Consider the following 20,781-nt stretch of genomic DNA (forward strand, 5'->3'; position numbering starts at 1 on the left):
TACTAACACCTTCTGAGCGTATTCAACCCACAGACCGCTGCATTAATATTCAGTATCATTTAGAAAATCCGATATTGTTGCGTTGGAAAGTTGGGATGCTTTACTGGCTGAAGGCAAGCAAATGCATCACTGCATTGGCAGTTATGCGGCACAAGTCAGCGCTCGCCAGGTATTTGTCTACCACATGGAAGCACCAGAAGCGTTAACCATCGCGCTCTCCCCACAAGGCAGCCAGTGGGGAGTGCAAGAAATACGTGGCTATTGCAATGCATTACCGAGCGAGGCGTCACTTAAGGCAATACAGCGATGGTTAACTGCTCACTATTAGGCGTGGGTTGTGGCTTGGGCTTCTGGCAGGAAGGCGTGCTCGTTCACCCATTTAGCTAAATCGCCCAGCGCTTTCATGGCGCCTGCTTTAGTGTACTCGTGGGGCCATGCACTCAATGCTAACCAGCGCCCTTTAACTTCGTACCAGGTATGCGTGTCATTGCCGTCTCTGTACCAACTACAGCTCGGCTGCTTAGTGACAGGCGTTACGTCCAGGAAAGCTTGCTCGATATTTTTTAGCCAAGGGTCATTGCTTGTTTGGCTTTCCAGATATACTCGAACTTCAAAACCGATACTTTCATCGCCTTCTGACACTGAAGAAGGATAATAAATGAGACATATTTGGGCAGCTCCTGAATTACCCCAAGTACTGGGGGAAAAGCGCCAGGCTTTTATATTGTCACCCCAGTCCTCGGGGTTATTTTTGGTATTAATGTCTGTCGTCGCTATTTGCAATGCAGCAGCAATATGACTTTTACCTTCCGCCACCAGTTCTTGCTCGAATTGTTTCAAACGTTGAGATGCTTCATATAAGCTATTGAAATGCTTTAACGAAAAATCCAGTTCGTTTTTTGTCATCGTCTTTTCTTCAGTTGGGTGGGCGATAGAGGCGAGATGCTGTAATAATTCCTGGTAGAAAACTTGCCATTTTGTCTGATTGGACGGGGCCACGTCTTGCCCGTAAAGTTCATACGCCGAGGCCACTATTTCCGAGTAGGATAGCGTCGGCCAGCCTGCGTTACGGGCGGGTATCCGAACACCTTCTTTGGTGTCATCCGGGCATAAAACGCACTTGTAGGTGGTAACCGCATAGCTTTCCAGCAATTTGTCATAGGCATAAAACGGATTATTCGTCGCTGCAGCCCATACTTTATGCTCGATGCCTAATACGAAGTCGTTTCCCGAAACCACTAAGTCCAAGCGTTTGGTTGACTCGCTTTCAACATTCCAGCTTCCTACTTCCCGTTCGGTAGTGATTGCTTCCCAGTCGACTTGCTGTAGATCGTCATGATCAAACTTACGAGCTAGCGCATGCAAAATGGCCTTGGCTAACCAGTGCGGTGCGCCGGGATAGCCGCCCATAAAGAAGGCCATTAAGTCGGATAGCCGGTTCTCATGCTGACCTGGCCCTGCAACGGAAAACAAATTGGGTGTTAAAGGTTCTGGTTTAGGCAGCAGTGCCAATTTCTCGAAAAAACGCTCCAACGCTGCCAAATCGGCCGATTCTGAAGACATTGATTAATCCTAAAGAGTGGTAAATGGATCCCGTCCATTAGCTTGCTGCCTAATTATACTATTGGCGAATGCGAATCGTATGACTAGGTAACCTTAAATTATCCAGCGATAATTGGTCACGCGATAGCATAGCGTTAAGGGAAACTGTCGGTATTCGTCATCGTTGCCAGGCGGGCCACGTGGCGCTGACGCCTTCTACGTTAACTGATAAGAGCGAATTAAAAGCTCAGCAATAGCTCACAGGTAACGCAGATAGCATTTCGCCCAGGGGCAAGCGCTCCTTGATGTTGTTCGCCACCGATACCGACAGAGACTGCTTGAAGTGAGGGTTGCCCATCTTTCAATGTTCCATCGAGTATCAGTATTTCATTCGCGTGGCTTTTAAGCTGGTGGCCGTCTGTAAAACAGGTTTGCACCAGGCTTCCAAGGCCCATGATCTGTGCCGTATCAATCCCGTAACGTTTAGCGGTTGCTGCGATGGCGGCATTGAGGTCTTGATTCGGGCGTAGCGTCAGTAAAAGCGCATTGGGCTTAGCAGCACTGCTGGCACCCTGGTAAGGCGCAAAAAGAGGAAACCGGGTTTCTTCATCAGCCGTGACGGCCAAATAGGCGCCTTCTATCGCGATACACGACACCTCAATGTCATTGGCTAATATCGACGCGGGCGCTAGCAGATGGCCAACCGCGGTATGCCCATCGCCTTGCTGCCATATCCCGTGGCAATGCAGGAAAGGTTCACCATCACGCAGGCCTACATGAATGCCTGCGGTGTGTATGTTTGCCGGTGGTGATAAGCGATGCGTTTCACTATACCAGGCAGCATGTTGCCCACTTGGGTCATCGCCCGGGATGACATAGTGAAGCGTTTGCATCGCTGCATTATTGATCGTTAAGTACGCTGACGAGATGGCCTGCTTTTGAAGCGCCTGGACGATGGCGTCATGTAGCGTTTGGCCGCCTTCAAGCGTGAGTGATCGCTCTTGTGTATGGCAGAGCTGCGCCTGGTAGCGCGTTTGTGCAGGCGTGCCTGGGTGTTCGATATAGCCAAGCGCTACCGCATTGCTGGGAGGAGAACTCATGTTGCCTCCTGTAATTCACCACGCTCAGTTAATGTTTCACGAATGAGCTTTTTAGTGATTTTTCCGTAAGCCGTTTTGGGCATTTCTTCCCAGAATACGTAGCTTTTAGGCATCTTGTAGCGAGCAATGCGCTCACTCAGCCATGCATTCAAGGAGGCAGTATCCAGTGGCTGGCCGGGGTAAAGCACACACACGGCCATGCCGACTTCACCCCAGACAGGGTCAGGTACGCCCAATACGGCTGTTTCGGAAATGGCAGGATGGCTAAGCAGCTTCTCTTCGATCTCGCGAGGATAAATGTTGGAGCCGCCCGATATATACATGTCCGAAACGCGCCCGGTCAGGTAAATGAATCCTTCTTCATCCCGATGGCCCAGGTCGCCCGTTAAAAACCAGCCATCTCGAAAGCTCTTTTGATTGGCTTCGGCGTTATTGTAGTAGCCCGCAAAAACAGCCGGCCCGATGACGGCGATTTCTCCCGTTTCACCGGCGGCCACTTCAGCACCGTTGCTATCCTGAATTTGCACCTGCATGCCGGTACGCGAAAAGCCGCAGCTCCCGATTTTCATGCGGTTATCGTCAACGTGGTGAAGCGCAGGGGGCAGCACCGTTATATTGCCGGTCACCTCGCCAAGCCCGAAATACTGGACCAGTACGGATCCTAATGTTTCCAGCGCTTTCACCTGGTCGGACCGGTACATGGGCGCACCAGCGTAGACAACGTAGCGTAAGGAAGAGTGGTCATGCCGCTTTACACTGGAGTGCTCAATGAGCATTTTGACGATAGTGGGCACGGTGAAAAGGTTGGTCACGTTCCACTTTTCAACCAGCTGCCAAATCACCTCGGGGTCAAATTTCTCGTCCGCCGGGAGTATGGTTTTAACGCCGTGAGCGACTTGGGCAAGCTGGTGAACGCCCGCGCCGTGAGACAAAGGCGCGACGACGATAGACGCGTCAGAGGCGTTGGTTCCTGGCATCAAGTCACATAAATGATTCGTGACAACGAAGGCCATTTGGCCATGGGTCAGTACCGCTGCCTTGGGGCGCCCGGTGGTGCCAGAGGTAAAGAAAAACCACGCAGGGTCATCGCGATTAACCGCGGCGGTTGGCATGTGCTGGCCTGAAAAGCGTTCCACCAGCGTTTCGTAATCGACGGCGAAATCACTCTCTCCAATCGAGATCGCTACATCAACAAGAGGGGCGCAAGCGGCGGCGTGATGGGTAAAGCTGGCGCCACAAAGCAGGCCTTTTGCCCCAGAGGATTCAGCCAGGTAAGCCACCTCGTCGGGCGACTGACGATAGTTGGTCGGCACCCATACGGCGCCTATTCTCCAACAGGCGAACATCGCTTCAAACATTTGGTGGCAGTTGGAGGACTGAACCAGCAAACGGTCACCCTTTTGCAGGCCCATTTCATGGCGGAGCGCGTACGCAAACGCTTGTGAGCGCTCCTCCATCTGTTTCCATGTCCAGGTCTTTTCGCCCCATACAAAGCCAATCTCATTCGAGAAGCGGCGCGCGCTTTCGGTGAGAAGGTGAGACAGGTTCATTACTCGGGTAGAAACAGGCATGACGCTATTGTGTTCATTCAGGCTCATTTCACACGCTCCAGAATAGACACGTAATTAGTGACGGCCGCGCCGCCCATATTGAAGACGCCAGCCAGGCTTGCATTGGGTATTTGCATCTGTTCCGCCTCACCCATTAACTGCATGGCGGCCATTACATGCATGGAAACACCCGTAGCGCCGATAGGATGACCTTTGGACTTTAGCCCGCCGGATGGATTGACGGGCAAGGCGCCATCTTTTTGCGTGATACCTTCCTGGATAACACGATAGCCTTCCCCCTTCTTGGCGAGCCCCATCGCTTCGTACTCAAGCAGCTCGGCGATAGTGAAGCAGTCGTGCGTTTCGACGAGGGATAAATCCATAATATTGACGTCAGCGCTTGCGAGCGCTTTCTGCCAGGCCATTGATGCCCCACGAAACTCCAATATGTCTCGTCTTGAAAGCGCCATTAAGTCATTGGCTTGCGTTCGTGCCCGAAAGGCAATCGCACGCTTTAATTGAGCGGCCGTCTCAGCATCGGCAATAATCATGGCTGCGGCGCCATCCGAAATGAGCGAGCAGTCTGTGCGGCGCAAAGGGCCTGCGACCGTCGGGTTGCGCTCAGAAACGGTGGCGCAGAAGTTGACGCCGATATCTTTACGCATTTGGGCATAGGGGTTAAACACACCGTTGGCGTGGTTTTTGGCCGCGATCATGGCGAGTTCGTAGGAGCGGTCCCCGTAGGTTTGGAAGTAACGTTCCGCAATTTCGCCGAACACCCCCGCAAAGCCCCCTGCAATATGGGCTTCTTCACGGTGATAGCTGGCACTTAGCAGAATGTTGCCCACTTCAGCAGTGGGCGTTGCTGTCATTTTTTCAGCGCCGATGACCAGGGCGATGCGCCCACGTCCAGACTCTATAAAGTCGAGCGCGCCATGCAGCGCTGCGCTGCCTGTCGCGCAGGCATTTTCGTAACGCGTGGCGGGCGTGTGCGCAAAGCGCTCATCGCCCATCGCAACCAGCGCTGCCTGGAAGTCCTGAGCCGAGAAACCGTTGTTATAGACACCGACAAAAATGCCGTCGATAGCCTCATGATCGACGCCTGCATGAACGAGCGCATCCTGAACGACGCTTTGCATCAGCGCTTGGGTGTCGGGTTCGGGCAATTTTCCAAAAGGGGAGTGGGCCCAGCCGACGATCTGTGCTTTTGTCATTATTTGCTCCTGGCGAGGGGAGTGGGAGATGTTTGATGTCTTGTAAATTCAGCGGCTAACAGATGCTCAATCGCTAACGCCTCTTCTTTTAATCTCGGCACAAGCGTTTGGGAGCGGCGTGGTTCCTGCATGCGGCTCTCTATCGCTGCCAACGAAAGTGAGCCGGCCAGTACGCCATCAGGCCAATGTAGGGCAATGCCGATTCCCCATGAATCCGCAAACACCAGCCCAGGGTTAACGGCATAGCCCTGCAACCGCGTTTCGTTCACCAGATTTACCATATGCTCTGGAGCCAGTTGGGGGTACTGCTGTTCAAGGAGCGGGCGTTGTGCATCTAACACGTGGGTAATTTCAGCGTCAGGCAGCGCTGCCAGCATGGCGAGTGAGCCTGCGCCTACTCCCAGAGGATGATAGGCGCCTTGCACAAGGGCATGGGTCCGAATGGGATAAACGCCGTCTTCACGATACAGACACAGCGAGAAGTGGCCTCGGCGGATAGAAAGACAGGCGGCATCTTCCGTTCGCTGCGCTAAACGAGCGACATTGCACGTAGCCAGTCGCGTCAGGTTATGTTGCTCGGAAGCTCTGTGGCCCAGCAAATAGGCTTCTGGGCCTAATTGATAATGATGATTAGCGGGCGATTGCTCTACCATTCCTGCATTAATAAGTGCCAGCAGCAATCGTCTTACCGTGGGCTTGTTTAAACCACTGTGCCTGGTTAAATCGGCCAGTGAGCTGCCTTCGGCTTGTCGAGCAATCAGGCTTAATAACCCCAGTGCACGGTCGACGCTTTGTGCACCAGCGGTTGTGCTCTCCGTTATTAAGGCTTTGTGTTCCATATTATGGACCGATTGTTGTTTTAGTGGCGCGTGTATTGAGCTTATTTTGCTGATACTTTGACTTTCTGGAGTGCTTTTGGCAAATTTTTATTGTCGTATATATAACGAATGGTCCATATTGTGGATTATAACAATCAAGTGCGTTAGCACGGATACGCCACGAGGAATAGAACATAATGAAACGCCATGCTTTTTTAAAAACTGTCTGGGCCACCTCTGCTGCAAGCTTGCTTTTTGCCAGTGCGGCATCCGCTGAAACATTAAGGCTTTCTCATAACACCGGTGACACCACCACGTGGCATGAAGCCGCTGAACTCTTTAACGACTTGTTAAATGAAGCCTCAGGAGGCGAACTATCGGTTCGTACGTTTCCTAACTCGCAGTTAGCGGGTGGCGACCAGATGCGCCAGTTTGAAATGGTGGGTAGGGGCGCTATTGATTTAGTGATGACCTCCGCCATTAATGTCACGCCGTTAATACCTGAAATGGCTGTTTTTTCACTGCCTTATCTCTACGACGGTTATGATCAGGTGGACGCCACCATGAACGGCGAGCCGGTTAAGTTGCTTGAAGAGATCATGGATGAAAAGGGCGTTAAGGTGCTGGCCTGGGGTGAAAGCGGTTTTCGTGAACTGACCAATAGTAAACGGCCGATTCGTAGCCCTGACGATATGCGCGGGTTAAATATGCGTGTGGCAGGCCCTATGTATGTTGATGTTATGGATGCACTGGGCGCCAACCCGCAGCAAATGCAGTGGGTCGAGACGATCTCGGCATTACAGCAAGGCGTTGTTGACGGCCAGGAGAACGGAATTGGTGCCGTTATCATTCCCCAGCGTATTTATGAAGTGCAAGACTATATAACGCTCTGGCACTACTCGTATGACCCTGTCTTTTTAGGCGTTTCCAAGCAGCGTTGGGAAAGCTTCGATGCTGAAACGCAGGAGATGGTTCAGCAAGCGGCTGACCAGGCCATGGCGCATCAGCTCGCCATCACTCGCGAAAATACGGCCAAGGGCGTCGACTTCCTTCGTGAGCAAGGCATGGATATTACCGAATTGACTCCGGAAGAGATCGAGGTATTTAGGCAAGCAACGGCACCTGCCTTTGATATCTGGGCTGAAAGAGTCGGTCCTGACATCGTTTCCAGCTTTGTCGAAACGATAGAAAGTTCCAAGCAGCAATAACGAATAGCATTTACTGACAATAACTCTGACTAACCTTAGTCAGAGTTATTGGTGTCAGTATAGGGTCAATGCCTTATGAAATTTATAATTAACGAATTTGAAAAAATAGTATGCACTGGCCTCTTTTTGAGTATGGCGCTGCTTGGTTTCGCTAATGTCGTTGTTCGATACGGTACTAACTACTCGCTTGCCGCGACAGAAGAGCTTCTTACCAATGGGTTTTTGATATTAACCATTTTTGGCGCGGCGATTGCGGCAAGGCGGGGTGAACACTTGGCGGTAACTGTTCTCTATAACGTATTGCCAAGGCACGCTAAAACAGTCGTCTTTATGTTGTCTGTGCTGCTGTCTGTAACGTTACTATGCATGTCAGCCTATTTCTCCTGGGAAGTGCTAAGCAATCAGTTTAATAGTGGAACCCGCTCTTACGGCCTAGGGTTACCCGCCTGGTACTACCACGTTGCGATACCTTTTGGCTTTATTCTCATTGCTATTCGATTTTTGCAGCGTGCATGGCAAGAAATGAACGGCAACGTGGAAGCCACGATCGGAGGCGCCGATGTTTGATATCTTCGGTACGCTTTCGACAGGTTCACAGATGATTACCGTCTTTTTCCTGCTGCTTTTGTTGAGAGTGCCCGTCGCATTCTCACTCGGCCTGTCCGCTATTTATGCCATGTGGCACATGGGGTTTGGATTAGATCTCGCCGGTGATTTGATTGCGACAGGTATTACCAAATTTTCATTATTAGCGATTCCCTTCTTTATTCTTGCTGGAACGTTGATGGGAAGGCTTGGAATCGCTGACCGGATGATCCGTTTTTTCAGAGTACTGGTGGGTGGTCTGCCCGGAGGAATGGGCATCGTCGGTACGGTCGTTTGTTTGTTTTGGGGGGCTGTTAGCGGTTCTGGCCCGGCATCGGTTGCCGCCATTGGGCCCATGATCATAAAAGGCATGGAAGAAGACGGCTACCGCAAGGCCTATGCTGCAGGTTTGGTGTGTACGGGCGCGGCCTTGTCGATCGTTATCCCGCCTTCTATCGGGTTGGTGATTTACGGCGTTATTGCTGAAACCTCAATATCGAAGCTGTTTATGGCTGCCATTTTACCTGGCCTGATGATGGGCGGTTTAATGATAGTGACCCTGCCGTGGGGGCGCGTGAAAAACGCGGGAACTGCGGGATCATCTGGCCTGTCATCTGAACCTTCCGTTATGTCGATGGGCGATAACCCTTACCCGCAACTGGGCTATGCAGGTCGATTATGGGCTTCCTTTAAAGACTCTTTTTGGGGCCTGCTCACACCGGTCGTTATTTTGGGAGGGATATACGCCGGTGTGTTTACCCCTACGGAAGCCGCATTAGTGGCCACTATCTATGCGTTACTGGTGGGCGCGGTCATCTATAAAACATTAAGCATCAAAAAATTGTATGAAGCTGTTAGTGATGCGGCGGCATCGTCTGCCGTCGTTATGCTGGTGGTTGCTTACGCAAGCCTGTTTGGTTGGGTGGTAACGGTTGATGACCTGGTAGGCACTTACTCTTCCATGCTGTTAGGCATGAGCAACAACGAGTGGGTTGTTTTATTGGTTATCATGCTGATTCTACTGATTATTGGCATGTTTATGGATGCGGTAACGGTAATGTTTATTTCGTTACCGGTGTTTCTTCCTATTGTGCACCAGCTTGGCTGGGACCCTGTCTGGTTTGGTGTTTTGGTGATGATTAACCTCTCCATTGGCCTGATAACACCACCTGTGGGTATTAATCTTTATGTCGCTGCGAATGTGACAGGTCTTTCCATTGAAAAAATAGCGCGAGGCACCTTTATTTGTGTTGGCGCGTGTTTGGTAGGGCTCGCATTAGTGGCTTTCTTCCCGCAGATATCCATGCTTTTGGTCAGTCAATAATAACGAGAGAAGAGGTGCTTGATGGTCACTAAAAAAGTTGCCGTTGTAACCGGTGGTGCACGGGGAATCGGGCTTGCTGCCGTAGAGGTTTTTCTTGCAAAGGGTTATGACGTAGCCGTGGTGGACATGAGCTATACGGTTGCCAACGAATTGGCCGAGACGTACAGCGGCGTGCTGCCAATCGAATGTGATGTTTCTAATCCTGATGACGTTATCGCCATGGCTGCGGTCATCGAGCGCCAATATGGTCGTGTCGATGCGCTCGTCAATAACGCAGGAATAGCCGCTCTTCATCCGATAGAGGAGACTGGCTTTGATAGTTGGAAAAAAATCATGTCGGTGAACCTGGACGGCACTTTTCTTGTCACGCAGGCCCTTACGCCGCTGATGAAAAAGGTATCCGGAGCGATTGTTAACGTAGCTTCTATCGCGGGTTTGCGCGCCAGTACGTTAAGAACGGCTTATGGTACGTCCAAGGCGGCGGTTATTCATTTAACCAAGCAGCAGGCAATGGAGTTGGGCGAGCACGGTATAAGAGCCAACTGCGTAGCGCCTGGGCCCGTAGAGACGGAGCTATTGGCAAAACTGGTGGAAGCCGCGCCGGAAATGAAAGCAAGCTACCTTGAGACCATTCCTCTTAACCGGTTTGGTCAGGAGAAAGAAATAGCCGAGGTGATTGCCTTTTTGTGCTCCCCAGAGGGCGGGTATGTCACCGGGCAGACGATTGCGGTTGATGGTGGTTTTCAGTCAGCGGGAGTGGGGCTCACCGCCTTACGAAGTGCTAATAACCCGTAAGTAGCTGGCGCAAGCTCCACTACTTGGCAGCATGCGCCACTGCGTTTATCGGCCGTTATTAAATACTTTTATCCCCTCTTAAACGGATTCAACCCATTGGCCTGCTGCATCATCATGCGCTTGGCGAGTGGGAAGCGTTCGGCCAAATGCAGGCTTAGATCACCCAGCTGGCGCAGAGGTTTGGCGCCGGTGAACAGGTGGTGGAAGCTGTCGGTCGCGGCGATCATGGCCTGGTTTGCCACGCGGCGCTGGCACTCGAAACGGTGTAGGTTAATGTGGTCGCCCGGGTCGCGGCCTTTAATAACCATCTCGGCCAATGTATCGGCATCGTGCAGGCCAATATTCAACCCTTGGCCTGCCAGCGGATGAACCACATGGGCAGCATCGCCAATTAACGCCAAGCGCTTGCCGATATAGCGGCGGGCGTGCTGGCGCTTAATCGGGAAGCTGGCGCGGGCGACAATGCGGGTCAGTTTGCCCAACCGTTTGGGGTACGCGTTTTCAATCGCCGCTTTAAGCGCGTCGTCATCCAGCGCTTCGCGGGCTTTGGTCGTCTCATCATGGTCGTACCACACTAACGATGCCCGATGGCCGGGTAGCGGCAGCATGGCGATGGGCCCGGTCGGCGTAAAGTATTGCCAGCTCACATCCTGCTGAGGAAGCGCTGTTTCCACGTTCACAATCAGCGCCCGCTGATGGTAGTTATGGCTAGTGACCTCAATGCCTGCCAACTGGCGTAGCGTTGAACGCGCACCGTCGGCACCGACCACCAGACGCGCGCTCAGCATCTTGCCGTTATCCAGCTCGACCACCCGCTTGTCGCCAGCAATCAGCGTATTGATAGGCGCGCAGTGGGTATAACAGGTAACGCTGGGCAGCTCTTTAAGGCGCTGCCAAAGGGCGTACTGAAGCGTTCGGTTTTCAATAAACAGGCCAAAATCGTCCATGCCGCTATCACTGGCAGAGAACACGCTATGCCCAGTGCCGTCCAGGTTGGAGACATCAATATGACGGAAGGGGCAGCAGCGTTCCTGGGGCAGTTCTGTACCGCTAAGCTTAACAAACGCCAGCGAGCGGGCGTTTAACGATGAAATACGCAGGTCATAATCGCCGCTCATGGGGGTAGGCTCGGCACCTCGCTCGATCAGTCCGATAGCGTAGCCCGCGTTACCCAACCGGGCCGCCAGCGCGGCTCCCACCATACCGCCGCCAACAATAATAATATCGTGATCGCTCTGCATGAGGCGCTCCTTCAATGCATGGTCAGGCATCGCTGCTCAGTACGCTGAGACCAGGTACGTTGCATGTGCCCATAATGTCCTACAGTATCGTCGAGATAGGGGAAACTTGCCTAGGGCATCAATTGACGCAGGCCGTGGAAATGGAAAAAAGTGTGGCCCAAGCGGGGTTTGAACTTGCTCGCTTTATCGAACAGCACCCCAGGTTGTGGGTAATTACCGGCGCAGGTGTGAGTACGGATAGCGGTATTCCCGACTACCGCGACGCTAACGGGCAGTGGAAGCGGCCACCTCCTGTTCAGCACGGCGACTTTATGGCATCGCTCAGCGTGCGTCAGCGCTATTGGGCGCGTGCGCTGGTCGGATTTAAAGCGCTCCGCGAAGCCGAAATAAGTGGCGCTCACCAGGCGTTGGCGGCGCTAGAGGCGATGGGGTTTGTAGAGCTTTTGGTAACGCAGAACGTTGACCGCCTTCATCAACGGGCAGGTTCAAAGCGTGTCATCGACCTGCACGGCCGGGCAGATTTGGTGAAGTGCATGACTTGCCATTACCAGATGATGCGCCACGCCATGCATAGCGAAATGGCGCGCATGAATCCTGCCTTTGCGGTACTTAATGCCACGCACGCGCCGGATGGCGACGCTGACCTGGAAACCGATTTCAGTACGTTTCGCGTGCTTGATTGCCCGCGTTGCGGCGGTATTTTAAAGCCGGACGTGGTTTATTATGGCGACGTGGTGCCTGCAGAGCGTCGCCAAGCGGCGCAGGCAGGCTTGAACAAGGCGGATGCGGTGCTGGCCGTAGGCACGTCGTTAATGGTGTTTTCGGGCTACCGCTTCTGTCGTGATGCTCATGCCATGGGCTTGCCCATTGCCTCGCTGTCGCTGGGTGTTACCCGGGCAGATACGCTACTCAGCCATCAATGGCGTGCCCCATTAACGCCGGTATTAACCCATGCCGTTAAGCGGTTGACGCTGGGTCAGCGCGCTTTGGATACCCACGGGTTGCCTTCCAGCCAAAACCGCCAGGGCGCATCACGGTCATGAGGCTCGGCGTAGTCGATGCCGACACGCGGGCCGCTGGCAATGGGCGTCGAGTGGCTGCCTGCACATACCCACAACTGCTCGGCGCGCGTCATATCGTGGCCGTAAAGTGCTTTATCCACGCCAAGTGCCCGGGTGAGTTTGCCGGGCCCGTTACATAATTGCCTGCCCGGTATACTGCGCCGCTCGCGCATGGCGTGTTCGTTAAGCACGGGTTCAACAGCGCGGATCAGCACTGCACAAGGCGACCCTTCAGGTTCGGTGACGATATTAAGCAGCCAGTGCATGCCATACACCAAGTACACGTAGGCGTGGCCGGGCTGGCCGAACATCGCCGCCGTGCGGGGCGTTAATCCACGGTGGGCATGGCAGGCTGAGTCGTGGGCGCCGCAATAAGCTTCGGTTTCAACAATACGCACCGCCATTTGAACGCCGTCTATGACACGCACTAACCAGCAACCTAACAGGTCGTTGGCGACGGCGACGGTATCGCGTTGATAGAAGTCGCGTGCTACCGGAGGCAAAGGTAACCCGTGAAGAGATGACATTATCTCACCGCCTGCTTGAGTGAACTGCTAGGGTATTAGGAGATAACGCCCAATGATAGAGGAGGTGACTGTGCTGACGTTTGAGCATTTTTACAAAACACTACCTGAGCCGCTGTGGATGGCGTGCCAGCCCACGCCGGTAAAAGCGCCCAGCTTAATTGCCTTTAATCACTCCCTTGCTCAAACCCTGGGGGCGAGTGAGGTGCCTGATAACGCCACGCTGGCGCAGTGGTTTAGCGGTAATACGCTGCCCCCAGGCGCGGACCCTATTGCGCTTGGCTATGCGGGCCACCAGTTTGGTAATTTTGTCTCTCAGTTGGGGGATGGCCGGGCACTTTTGCTGGGCGAAGTGGTAGACGAGCAGGGCCAGCGGCGGGATATACAGCTGAAGGGCAGCGGGCGAACTCCTTTTTCACGCGGTGGTGATGGCCGCTCGCCCTTGGGGCCTGTGCTGCGTGAGTACCTGGTCAGTGAATTTATGGCGGCGATTGGCGTACCCACTACGCGGGCGCTGGCAGCGGTAGCCAGCGGAGAGGTGGTTAGACGCCAACTACCTGAGCTAGGGGCTGTTTTTACCCGAGTGGCTCGCAGCCACGTGCGCGTTGGCACCTTTCAGTTTGCTGCGGTGCTGCGCAATGAACAGACCCTAAAAGCCCTGGCGGATTACGCGATTGAGCGCCACTACCCAAGCGCGGCCCAGGCCGATGATCCTTACCTGGCACTGCTGGAGGCGGTTGTTGCCCGCCAGGCCGCGCTGGTGGCGCACTGGATGAGCGTAGGCTTTATCCACGGTGTGATGAATACTGATAACACCAGCATCACCGGGGAGACCATTGATTACGGCCCCTGTGCCTTTATGGAGCAGTTTGATCCGCAAAAGGTGTTTAGCTCTATTGACGAGGCAGGCCGCTACGCCTTTGGCAATCAGCCGGCGATTGCCCAATGGAACCTGGCCCGCCTGGCGGAAACGTTACTGCCGCTAATGCAGGCGCAGGGCGATGAGGCGGTGGAGCAGGCAACCCAAGCCATTCATCGTTTTACCGATATACATGCCGATGAGCAGCGCAAGCGTCAGGCGGACAAGCTAGGGCTTTCGTCTGATAGCGAGCAAGCCAATACGCTGATGGCGTCGCTTGAAATCCAAATGGCCCAAGGCAAGATGGATATGACGGCGACCTTTGACGCGTTGACCCAGTACGCGGCCTCACCGGGTGCCCAAGCCCATGATGCCTTGCTTGCGTTAACCACTCAGCCTGACGCCTTGGGCGCGTGGATAGAAGCCTGGCAGGCCGAGTGTGTTGCTCATCAGGATGCAGCGCGTTGGGAGGCGATGCGGCACGCCAATCCGATCGTTATTCCGCGTAATCACCGCGTTCAGGAGGTCATTAATGCCGCTTACGAGGGCGACTACGCACCTTTTCATACCTTGCTTGCAGCGGTGACTAAGCCCTTCGAGGATTCACCGGAAGCGCGCTGCCTAGCCGTTCCCGCCACCAGCAGCGAACAAGTATTGAGAACATTCTGCGGGACCTGAACAGGAAAAACCTGTGATAAACTGTGTTTTTTTACAGGTGAGAAGGGTGGCCAGTGCGCAAAATTATCCACTGCGACTGTGACTGCTTTTACGCGGCGGTAGAAATGCGCGACAACCCGGCGCTCAAGGATATTCCCATTGCCATTGGGGGGAGCGTCGAGCAGCGCGGGGTGGTCGCAACCTGCAATTACCCCGCCCGCGAATACGGCATTCATTCCGCCATGCCGATGGCTCAGGCACTGAAACGCTGCCCACATTTAACGCTTATCCGTGGCAATATGGCCAAGTACAAGGAAGTGGCGCGCCAGGTCTTTGCGATTTATCGCGAGGTGACCGATTTAATCGAACCGCTGTCGTTGGACGAGGCGTTTTTGGATGTCTCCGAGGTGACGCTGCACCAGGGCAGTGCCACGCGCATGGCGCAGGCGATCCGCGAGCGGGTTCGGCGGGAGGTAGGCATCACCGTGTCGGCGGGGGTGGCACCCAACAAGTTTCTCGCCAAAATCGCCAGCGACTGGAATAAACCGGACGGCCTGTGTGTGATTACGCCTGATGAAGTGGAGCACTTTGTTCAGGCGCTGCCGGTGAAAAAGATTCATGGAGTGGGCCCACGCACCGCTGAAAAGATGGCGCGGCTGGATATCCATACCTGCGCTGACCTGCGCGCTCGCCCACTTACTGAGCTGGTGGAACAGTTTGGCCGCTTTGGTAAACGCCTGCATGAGTTAAGCCTCGGCCATGACGAGCGGCCGGTTAAAACCCATCGTGAGCGTAAATCGGTAAGTACCGAGCAGACCTATGCCAAGGACCTGCCCACGCTTGCGGCGTGCCGCCAACAACTCCCCGTGCTGTTAGAAGATTTAGAGCGCCGCTATGCCCGCCTGGACCCACCACCTGGGGTAAGAGGGTTAATGGTCAAGGTGAAGTTTAACGATTTTACCCAAACCACGGTGGAGCATGCCGACCCCGCGCCCAACCTTGAGCAGTTCGAAACGCTGTTGAACGTTGGTTGGGCGCGCGGCGAGCGCCCGGTGCGTCTGCTGGGGGTGGGGTATCGCCTGGCAGAAGCCGCACCGGCCGAGCAGCTCTCTCTGTTTTAGAAATCAGCGCCTACCGATATTTTGTTAGCCTGTTAAACCTTATGTCGATTGACGCTCTTTAGTTCGCACGTTAAAACGCTTATATGAAAACGGTTGTATGAAAACGCTTGTATGAGAACGATTGTATGAAAACGGTATTGCCACGTGTACTGGCGACCATAACGGCGGCGTTAAAGGCCCAAGAGTTTTTTTATGACAACAACCCCCGCACGGCCTCATCTGATGTTTGCCCATGCCAATGGGTTTCCTGGGCTAAGCTATAAAAGCCTGCTCGAACCCTTGGCCGATACCTTTGAGATCCACCCCGTGGATCGGCTTGGCCATCATCCGGACTACCCAGTGAACCACAATTGGGCCAACCTGGTGGATGAGCTATTAAGCTATCTGCCGGATACCGAAGCACCCCTGCTAGGCGTGGGGCATTCGCTGGGCGGCACCCTGATGGCCATGGCGGCCGACAAGCAGCCCGAGCGTTTTTGCGGGGTGATCCTGCTCGATCCGCCGTTGATGTTGGGAGCCGATGCCTGGGCCATGAAAGTGGCCAAGCGTTTTGGTTTTATAGATCGCATCACACCGGCAGGTAAGACCCAAGGGCGGCGCAGCGTGTGGCCAAGCCGCGAGGTGATGGCTAAATCCTTAAGTCAGCGCGGCCTCTTTAGCCGCTTTACCCCGGCAGCGCTTAACGACTACATTGAAGCAGGTACCCGGCTTTTAGAGGATGGCAGCGCAGAATTGACGTTTGATCCGCGTGTCGAGGTGGAGATTTTTCGCCACTTGCCGGACCACCTTTCGCGCTTGCCGAGCCGGGTAGGCGTGCCGCTGGCGATTATTGCCGGTCAGGAGTCGGATTTGCTTACCACAGCGCGTATCAAACGTTTGAAGCGGAAAGGCTTAACCGTGAGCGACACGCCAGGAACCCATATGTTTCCGATGGAGCATCCCGACGAAACACGGTTAGCCATTTTGGCCGCTTGGCAGCGCTTTTCGAGTGCAGCGGGTAGGCCACCACACACAGCGTAAGGAGGCGTTATGTATCTTTCTGTGCAGCTTAGTTACTACCCGCTGGGCAATGATGTTAAACCGCTGGTAAAAGACGTGGTCAAGCGCCTTGAGGCGACGGGGTTAGAGGTGTATCCCAACCGCATGAGCACTCAGATATTTGGTGAGTTCGATGCGGTGATGGCAGCCTTGAGCGAGGTGATGAAGTGGTCGTTTGAGACGTACGGCAAAGCGGTGTTTACGGCCAATTTCCTGGAGGGCGATCGACGACCCCGTGATTGATTTGGCGACGAAACGCCGCTCAATTTGAGCGGCGCGTTTGTTTTCGACACGTGGTCGTTCTAAGCCAGCGATTCCAAACATGACTCGATAATATCCAGTCCTTCGTTCAAAACGTCGTCTTCGATGGTAATGGGCATTAAAAAGCGGATGGTATTGCCGTACATCCCGCAGGAAAGCAGAATCAAACCCTCTTCGCGGGCCTTTTTGCATAATGCGCTGGCAAGCTCTGCATTGGGTGCTCGGGTAGTTTTATCAGCGACGAGTTCAAAGGCGGCCATAGCGCCCATGTGGCGAACATTAGCGACGCTTTCGTAACGTGCCTGCCACTGATTAAAATGCTTGGCCAGCTTATCGCCGAGGGCTTGGCTTTTCTCCAGGATGTTCTCTTTCTCAAACACTTCCATAACGGCAAGTGCGGCAGCGCAGGCGGTTGGGCTGCCTGTGTAGGTGCCACCCAATGAGTTGGGGCCTGAGGCGTCCATTATTGTATCGGTGCCTACCACGGCTGAAATCGGCATGCCGTCGGCCATGCTTTTGGCCATGGTCATGATGTCGGGCTCAACACCGCTGTGCTCAATGGCGAACATCTTGCCTGTGCGCCCGAAGCCAGACTGCACCTCGTCAATAATCATCAGAATGCCGTGCTCATCACAGATGTCGCGGATCTTTTTAAGAAACGAGGCCGGCGCCGGGTAAAAACCACCTTCGCCAAGCACGGGCTCCAGGATGATGGCGGCGGTATTGGACGGGCCCGCGTCGGTTTTAAGCGCCATCATCAGGCCGCGAAGGGCTTCATCTTCACTAACACCGTGATAATCGACCGGGTAGGGCGCCCGAAATACGGTGCCAGGCATGGGGCCAAAGTCGGTTTGATAGGGCGCTACTTTGCCATTCATTGCCATGGTGAAGAAGGTGCGGCCGTGGTAGCCGCCATCAAAGCAGATGACGTTAGCGCGTCCGGTCGCTGCGCGGGCAATCTTGACGGCATTTTCCAGCGCTTCGGCGCCGGAGTTGGCCAGCATTACCTTGGCATGGCCACGAACCGGTACCAGGTGGCTAAGTTTTTCGGCTACACGAACGTAGCCTTCATAGGGCATGACCGTTTGGCAGGTATGCATTACCTTGTCGAGCTGTGCCCTCACCGCGGCAACCACTTTAGGATGGCGGTGGCCGATGTTCAGGACGCCGATTCCGCCAGCAAAATCGATAAATCGGTTGCCATCAGCATCCCACACTTCAGCGTTTTCGGCATGGTCGGCAAACGCTGTGGCAGGGCTCGCTGCGCCGTTGGCAACGTATTTCCGCTTTAGTTCGTTTAGCTCAGCATTGCTCATGGCTCAACTCCTATCTAATAAGGGATAGGCTTTCAGCATAGTGCGTAATTAATAGGCGTAAACACCGTATACGCCGAGCAATCAAATAATACCTGCCTCACGCAGTGCCTGTTGTTGGGCCGGGCTAATGCCGATGTCGTTTAACACACGTTCAGTATGCTCACCCAAGCCTGGCGGTGCTGTGCTGGCGCTCATGGAGTGACCATTGACGCGAATAGGGTTAGCCACAAGGTCCACCTGGCCCGACTGTGTGTGGGGCAGAGTCTGTTTTAAGCCGCGCGCTTTTACATGTGGGTCATCAAATACGCGGTCCAGCGTATTGATGGGGCCGCTGGGCACGCCTGCTGCTTCAAAGGCGGTCAGCCATGTATCCATGGTTCGCTGAGCAAGGGCCGTTTCGAGTAGGGGCACGAGTGTTTCACGGTGGTTAACGCGGGCACCGTTGGTGGCGAAGCGCTCATCGAGCGGCAGATCGCTTAGCGAGAGCACCTCACAAAAGCGCGCAAACTGTGCGTCATTGCCTACGGCCACGATGATGTGTCCATCCGCGGTCGCAAACGCTTGATAGGGAACGATGTTAGGGTGCGCATTGCCCAAGCGTTGAGGCACGTTGCCGGAGGTCAAGTAGTTAAGCGCTTGGTTGGCCAACACGCCTACCTGGACATCCATCAGCGCCATATCAATATGGCAGCCGACGCCGCTGTCACGGCGTTGATAAAGCGCTGCCAGCACAGCGTTGGCGGCATACAGGCCAGTAAAAATATCGGTAAATGCCACGCCGCTCTTCACCGGGCCGCCACCGAGTTCACTGTCGGGTTTGCCGGTCAAACTCATGATGCCGCCCATGGCTTGAATCATAAAGTCGTAGCCTGCGCGGTGGGCGTAGGGACTTTGCTGGCCAAAACCGGTAATTGAGCAGTAGATCAGTGCCGGGTTAAGCGCTTGCAGGCTGGCGTAATCCAGGCCGTATTTCTTCAGGCCGCCGACTTTAAAGTTCTCAAGCAGCACATCTGACTGGGCAACGAGCTGCTTGATCAGCGTTTGGCCTTCTGGCCTGGCCATATCAATCGTCACCGAGCGTTTCCCCCGGTTGGCGCACAGGTAATAGGCTGATTCTGCGGTGTTTTCAAGCCAGGGAGGTCCCCAGTGGCGCGTGTCGTCGCCGCTGCCTGGGCGCTCGACCTTCACTACATCGGCCCCCATGTCCGCGAGCATTTGGCCACACCAGGGCCCGGCCAGTACGCGAGAAATATCGAGTACCTTAATGCCCGCCAGCGGTTTGGTTACGTTGCTCATGATGATTCCTGTGGCCTATTGTGGTTTGTGCGCGGCAGCTTAGAAAAATGCCTGAATGCCGGTTTGAGAGCGGCCAAGAATCAATGCGTGAACATCGTGGGTACCTTCGTAGGTATTCACCGACTCCAGGTTCACCATATGGCGAATTACCCCATACTCGTCGGAAACGCCGTTACCGCCGTGCATATCTCGCGACATGCGCGCAATATCCAGCGCCTTGCCGCAGTTGTTGCGTTTGATCAGCGAAATCATTTCCGGCGCCCAGTTGCCGCTATCCATCAGACGACCCACCTGAAGCGCGGCCTGAAGGCCCAGGGTAATTTCCGTTTGCATATCGGCCATCTTTTTCTGGATCAACTGGTTAGCCGCCAGCGGGCGGTTAAACTGCTTGCGGTCCAGGGTGTACTGGCGGGCGGCATGCCAGCAGAATTCAGCGGTGCCCATTACACCCCATGCAATGCCATAACGCGCTTTGTTCAAACAGCCAAAAGGCCCTTTAAGGCCGCTGACGTTAGGCAGCAGGTTCTCTTCAGGGACAAAGGCGCCATCCAGTACGATTTCACCGGTAATCGAGGCGCGAAGCGACACCTTGCCTTCAATTTTGGGGGTGGAGAAGCCTTCCGTGCCGCGCTCGACGATAAAGCCTTTGATCTGGTTGTCGTGGGCAGCCGACTTGGCCCATACCACGGCGATATCGGCAATCGGGCTATTGGTAATCCACATTTTGGCGCCGGTTAACCGATAGCCGCCGTCGACTTTTTCCGCGCGGGTAATCATGTTGCCGGGGTCGGAGCCGTGGTCGGGTTCGGTAAGGCCAAAACAGCCGACCATTTCACCGCTGGCAAGCCTGGGCAGGTACTTTTGTTTCTGCTCTTCTGAGCCGTACGCTTCAATGGGATACATCACCAGCGACGACTGTACGCTCATGGCTGAGCGGTAGCCGGAATCGACACGCTCCACTTCTCGGGCTATCAAGCCGTACGCAACGTGGTTAACGCCTGCACCGCCGTACTCCGGGGAAACGGTCGCGCCCAGCAGGCCCAGTTCTCCCATTTCCGTCATGATCTCGCGGTCAAAGCGCTCTTCACGAAATGCACTTAATACACGGGGCTGCAGGTTGTTTTGGCAGTAGTCGTGGGCGGCATCGCGAATCTGGCGCTCTTCCTCTGTGAGCTGGTGCTCCAGCAATAGCGGGTCGTCCCAATTGAAGTGTGTCATTACGTAGTCTCCTGAGAATTCTTGAGGGGAAACAGGTTCGCGTCGACACATCC

20 protein-coding genes are annotated in these 20,781 nt (G+C 54.4%); 10 read left to right on the forward strand and 10 right to left on the reverse strand.

All coding sequences use genetic code 11. From position 1 onward, the window contains the following. Nucleotides 1-82 precede the first annotated feature (82 nt). Nucleotides 83-328 (forward strand): PcfJ domain-containing protein, encoded by a 246-nt coding sequence (locus tag FKN99_RS15035; RefSeq protein ID WP_264757788.1) that lies wholly within the window; start codon nucleotides 83-85, stop codon nucleotides 326-328. Here the strand turns inward: FKN99_RS15035 and FKN99_RS15040 are convergent. The 5 genes from FKN99_RS15040 to FKN99_RS15060 form a co-directional block, all read right to left on the reverse strand. Further along, complete coding sequence (locus tag FKN99_RS15040) at nucleotides 325-1,563, reverse strand: PDDEXK-like family protein (RefSeq protein ID WP_172118639.1); 1,239 nt, start codon at nucleotides 1,561-1,563, stop codon at nucleotides 325-327. The two genes, FKN99_RS15035 and FKN99_RS15040, sit on opposite strands and share 4 nt — an antisense overlap. Before the next feature lie 218 nt (nucleotides 1,564-1,781). Further along, nucleotides 1,782-2,642: a PPC domain-containing DNA-binding protein gene (locus FKN99_RS15045; RefSeq protein WP_172118640.1), complete on the reverse strand. Its 861-nt coding sequence runs from the start codon at nucleotides 2,640-2,642 to the stop codon at nucleotides 1,782-1,784. Continuing rightward, entirely contained in the window at nucleotides 2,639-4,240 is a 1,602-nt protein-coding gene (locus FKN99_RS15050; RefSeq protein ID WP_172118641.1) for an acyl-CoA synthetase, read from the reverse strand. The genes FKN99_RS15045 and FKN99_RS15050 overlap by 4 nt, the downstream gene beginning before the upstream one ends. Continuing rightward, the gene (locus tag FKN99_RS15055) at nucleotides 4,237-5,406 is read right to left on the reverse strand and encodes an acetyl-CoA acetyltransferase (RefSeq protein ID WP_172118642.1); all 1,170 of its coding nucleotides are present in this window, start codon (nucleotides 5,404-5,406) and stop codon (nucleotides 4,237-4,239) included. Before FKN99_RS15055 ends, FKN99_RS15050 begins: the two co-directional genes overlap by 4 nt. Then, nucleotides 5,406-6,245 carry an IclR family transcriptional regulator gene (locus FKN99_RS15060; protein WP_172118643.1) on the reverse strand — a complete coding sequence of 280 codons (840 nt, stop codon included), beginning with the start codon at nucleotides 6,243-6,245 and terminating at the stop codon, nucleotides 5,406-5,408. The genes FKN99_RS15055 and FKN99_RS15060 overlap by 1 nt, the downstream gene beginning before the upstream one ends. A 176-nt stretch (nucleotides 6,246-6,421) precedes the next feature. On the opposite strand from FKN99_RS15060, the gene FKN99_RS15065 reads away from it, so the two are divergent. The 4 genes from FKN99_RS15065 (at nucleotide 6,422) to FKN99_RS15080 (ending at nucleotide 10,136) form a co-directional block, all read left to right on the forward strand. After that, nucleotides 6,422-7,432 carry a DctP family TRAP transporter solute-binding subunit gene (locus tag FKN99_RS15065; protein WP_172118644.1) on the forward strand — a complete coding sequence of 337 codons (1,011 nt, stop codon included), beginning with the start codon at nucleotides 6,422-6,424 and terminating at the stop codon, nucleotides 7,430-7,432. A gap of 75 nt (nucleotides 7,433-7,507) precedes the next feature. Further along, entirely contained in the window at nucleotides 7,508-7,999 is a 492-nt protein-coding gene (locus FKN99_RS15070) for a TRAP transporter small permease (protein ID WP_172118645.1), read from the forward strand. Next, on the forward strand, nucleotides 7,992-9,341 hold the full coding sequence (locus FKN99_RS15075) for a TRAP transporter large permease (RefSeq protein ID WP_172118646.1): 1,350 nt from the start codon (nucleotides 7,992-7,994) through the stop codon (nucleotides 9,339-9,341). Before FKN99_RS15070 ends, FKN99_RS15075 begins: the two co-directional genes overlap by 8 nt. A 21-nt stretch (nucleotides 9,342-9,362) precedes the next feature. Then, complete coding sequence (locus FKN99_RS15080; protein WP_172118647.1) at nucleotides 9,363-10,136, forward strand: SDR family NAD(P)-dependent oxidoreductase; 774 nt, start codon at nucleotides 9,363-9,365, stop codon at nucleotides 10,134-10,136. A 68-nt stretch (nucleotides 10,137-10,204) separates the two neighbouring features. On the opposite strand, the gene FKN99_RS15085 is transcribed toward FKN99_RS15080, so the two are convergent. Continuing rightward, the gene (locus FKN99_RS15085; protein ID WP_172118648.1) at nucleotides 10,205-11,377 is read right to left on the reverse strand and encodes a UbiH/UbiF/VisC/COQ6 family ubiquinone biosynthesis hydroxylase; all 1,173 of its coding nucleotides are present in this window, start codon (nucleotides 11,375-11,377) and stop codon (nucleotides 10,205-10,207) included. Between the two features lie 140 nt (nucleotides 11,378-11,517). Here FKN99_RS15085 and FKN99_RS15090 point away from each other — a divergent pair, with 140 nt between their 5' ends. Continuing rightward, a complete protein-coding gene (locus FKN99_RS15090; protein WP_172118693.1) occupies nucleotides 11,518-12,420 on the forward strand; it encodes an NAD-dependent protein deacetylase in 903 nt (300 codons plus the stop codon). Here the strand turns inward: FKN99_RS15090 and FKN99_RS15095 are convergent. After that, nucleotides 12,354-12,965 (reverse strand): DNA-3-methyladenine glycosylase, encoded by a 612-nt coding sequence (locus FKN99_RS15095; RefSeq protein ID WP_172118649.1) that lies wholly within the window; start codon nucleotides 12,963-12,965, stop codon nucleotides 12,354-12,356. The two genes, FKN99_RS15090 and FKN99_RS15095, sit on opposite strands and share 67 nt — an antisense overlap. 52 nt (nucleotides 12,966-13,017) lie before the next feature. Between FKN99_RS15095 and FKN99_RS15100 the strand changes: the two genes are divergently transcribed. The 4 genes from FKN99_RS15100 (at nucleotide 13,018) to FKN99_RS15115 (ending at nucleotide 16,880) form a co-directional block, all read left to right on the forward strand. Continuing rightward, entirely contained in the window at nucleotides 13,018-14,499 is a 1,482-nt protein-coding gene (locus FKN99_RS15100) for a protein adenylyltransferase SelO (protein WP_172118650.1), read from the forward strand. A 53-nt stretch (nucleotides 14,500-14,552) separates the two neighbouring features. After that, complete coding sequence (gene dinB / locus FKN99_RS15105; RefSeq protein WP_172118651.1) at nucleotides 14,553-15,599, forward strand: DNA polymerase IV; 1,047 nt, start codon at nucleotides 14,553-14,555, stop codon at nucleotides 15,597-15,599. 192 nt (nucleotides 15,600-15,791) lie between these two features. Then, nucleotides 15,792-16,619 (forward strand): alpha/beta fold hydrolase, encoded by an 828-nt coding sequence (locus FKN99_RS15110; RefSeq protein ID WP_172118652.1) that lies wholly within the window; start codon nucleotides 15,792-15,794, stop codon nucleotides 16,617-16,619. 9 nt (nucleotides 16,620-16,628) lie between these two features. After that, nucleotides 16,629-16,880 (forward strand): thiamine-binding protein, encoded by a 252-nt coding sequence (locus FKN99_RS15115; protein ID WP_172118653.1) that lies wholly within the window; start codon nucleotides 16,629-16,631, stop codon nucleotides 16,878-16,880. A 59-nt stretch (nucleotides 16,881-16,939) separates the two neighbouring features. Here the strand turns inward: FKN99_RS15115 and gabT are convergent, their stop codons facing one another. The 3 genes from gabT to FKN99_RS15130 all read right to left on the reverse strand — a co-directional run bounded on the left by gabT (nucleotide 16,940) and on the right by FKN99_RS15130 (nucleotide 20,728). Beyond that, nucleotides 16,940-18,214: a 4-aminobutyrate--2-oxoglutarate transaminase gene (gene gabT, locus FKN99_RS15120; RefSeq protein ID WP_172118654.1), complete on the reverse strand. Its 1,275-nt coding sequence runs from the start codon at nucleotides 18,212-18,214 to the stop codon at nucleotides 16,940-16,942. 81 nt (nucleotides 18,215-18,295) lie between these two features. Continuing rightward, a complete protein-coding gene (locus FKN99_RS15125) occupies nucleotides 18,296-19,510 on the reverse strand; it encodes a CaiB/BaiF CoA transferase family protein (protein ID WP_172118655.1) in 1,215 nt (404 codons plus the stop codon). A 39-nt stretch (nucleotides 19,511-19,549) separates the two neighbouring features. Then, nucleotides 19,550-20,728 (reverse strand): acyl-CoA dehydrogenase, encoded by a 1,179-nt coding sequence (locus FKN99_RS15130; RefSeq protein WP_172118656.1) that lies wholly within the window; start codon nucleotides 20,726-20,728, stop codon nucleotides 19,550-19,552. Nucleotides 20,729-20,781 lie beyond the last annotated feature (53 nt).

The sequence above is a fragment of the Halomonas hibernica genome, assembly GCF_013183775.1.
Lineage (GTDB): Bacteria > Pseudomonadota > Gammaproteobacteria > Pseudomonadales > Halomonadaceae > Vreelandella > Vreelandella citrativorans.

What these genes read in the sequence shown, in the direction of transcription:
- FKN99_RS15060 (WP_172118643.1), bottom strand. Translation starts at nt 6,245, where the DNA reads ATGGAACACAAAGCCTTAATAACGGAGAGCACAACCGCTGGTGCACAA.
- FKN99_RS15080 (WP_172118647.1), top strand. Translation starts at nt 9,363, where the DNA reads ATGGTCACTAAAAAAGTTGCCGTTGTAACCGGTGGTGCACGGGGAATC.
- FKN99_RS15075 (WP_172118646.1), top strand. Translation starts at nt 7,992, where the DNA reads ATGTTTGATATCTTCGGTACGCTTTCGACAGGTTCACAGATGATTACC.
- FKN99_RS15055 (WP_172118642.1), bottom strand. Translation starts at nt 5,406, where the DNA reads ATGACAAAAGCACAGATCGTCGGCTGGGCCCACTCCCCTTTTGGAAAA.
- FKN99_RS15100 (WP_172118650.1), top strand. Translation starts at nt 13,018, where the DNA reads ATGATAGAGGAGGTGACTGTGCTGACGTTTGAGCATTTTTACAAAACA.
- FKN99_RS15115 (WP_172118653.1), top strand. Translation starts at nt 16,629, where the DNA reads ATGTATCTTTCTGTGCAGCTTAGTTACTACCCGCTGGGCAATGATGTT.
- FKN99_RS15090 (WP_172118693.1), top strand. Translation starts at nt 11,518, where the DNA reads ATGGAAAAAAGTGTGGCCCAAGCGGGGTTTGAACTTGCTCGCTTTATC.
- FKN99_RS15070 (WP_172118645.1), top strand. Translation starts at nt 7,508, where the DNA reads ATGAAATTTATAATTAACGAATTTGAAAAAATAGTATGCACTGGCCTC.
- FKN99_RS15125 (WP_172118655.1), bottom strand. Translation starts at nt 19,510, where the DNA reads ATGAGCAACGTAACCAAACCGCTGGCGGGCATTAAGGTACTCGATATT.
- gabT (WP_172118654.1), bottom strand. Translation starts at nt 18,214, where the DNA reads ATGAGCAATGCTGAGCTAAACGAACTAAAGCGGAAATACGTTGCCAAC.
- FKN99_RS15110 (WP_172118652.1), top strand. Translation starts at nt 15,792, where the DNA reads ATGACAACAACCCCCGCACGGCCTCATCTGATGTTTGCCCATGCCAAT.
- FKN99_RS15085 (WP_172118648.1), bottom strand. Translation starts at nt 11,377, where the DNA reads ATGCAGAGCGATCACGATATTATTATTGTTGGCGGCGGTATGGTGGGA.
- FKN99_RS15095 (WP_172118649.1), bottom strand. Translation starts at nt 12,965, where the DNA reads ATGTCATCTCTTCACGGGTTACCTTTGCCTCCGGTAGCACGCGACTTC.
- FKN99_RS15065 (WP_172118644.1), top strand. Translation starts at nt 6,422, where the DNA reads ATGAAACGCCATGCTTTTTTAAAAACTGTCTGGGCCACCTCTGCTGCA.
- FKN99_RS15040 (WP_172118639.1), bottom strand. Translation starts at nt 1,563, where the DNA reads ATGTCTTCAGAATCGGCCGATTTGGCAGCGTTGGAGCGTTTTTTCGAG.
- FKN99_RS15130 (WP_172118656.1), bottom strand. Translation starts at nt 20,728, where the DNA reads ATGACACACTTCAATTGGGACGACCCGCTATTGCTGGAGCACCAGCTC.
- FKN99_RS15050 (WP_172118641.1), bottom strand. Translation starts at nt 4,240, where the DNA reads ATGAGCCTGAATGAACACAATAGCGTCATGCCTGTTTCTACCCGAGTA.
- FKN99_RS15045 (WP_172118640.1), bottom strand. Translation starts at nt 2,642, where the DNA reads ATGAGTTCTCCTCCCAGCAATGCGGTAGCGCTTGGCTATATCGAACAC.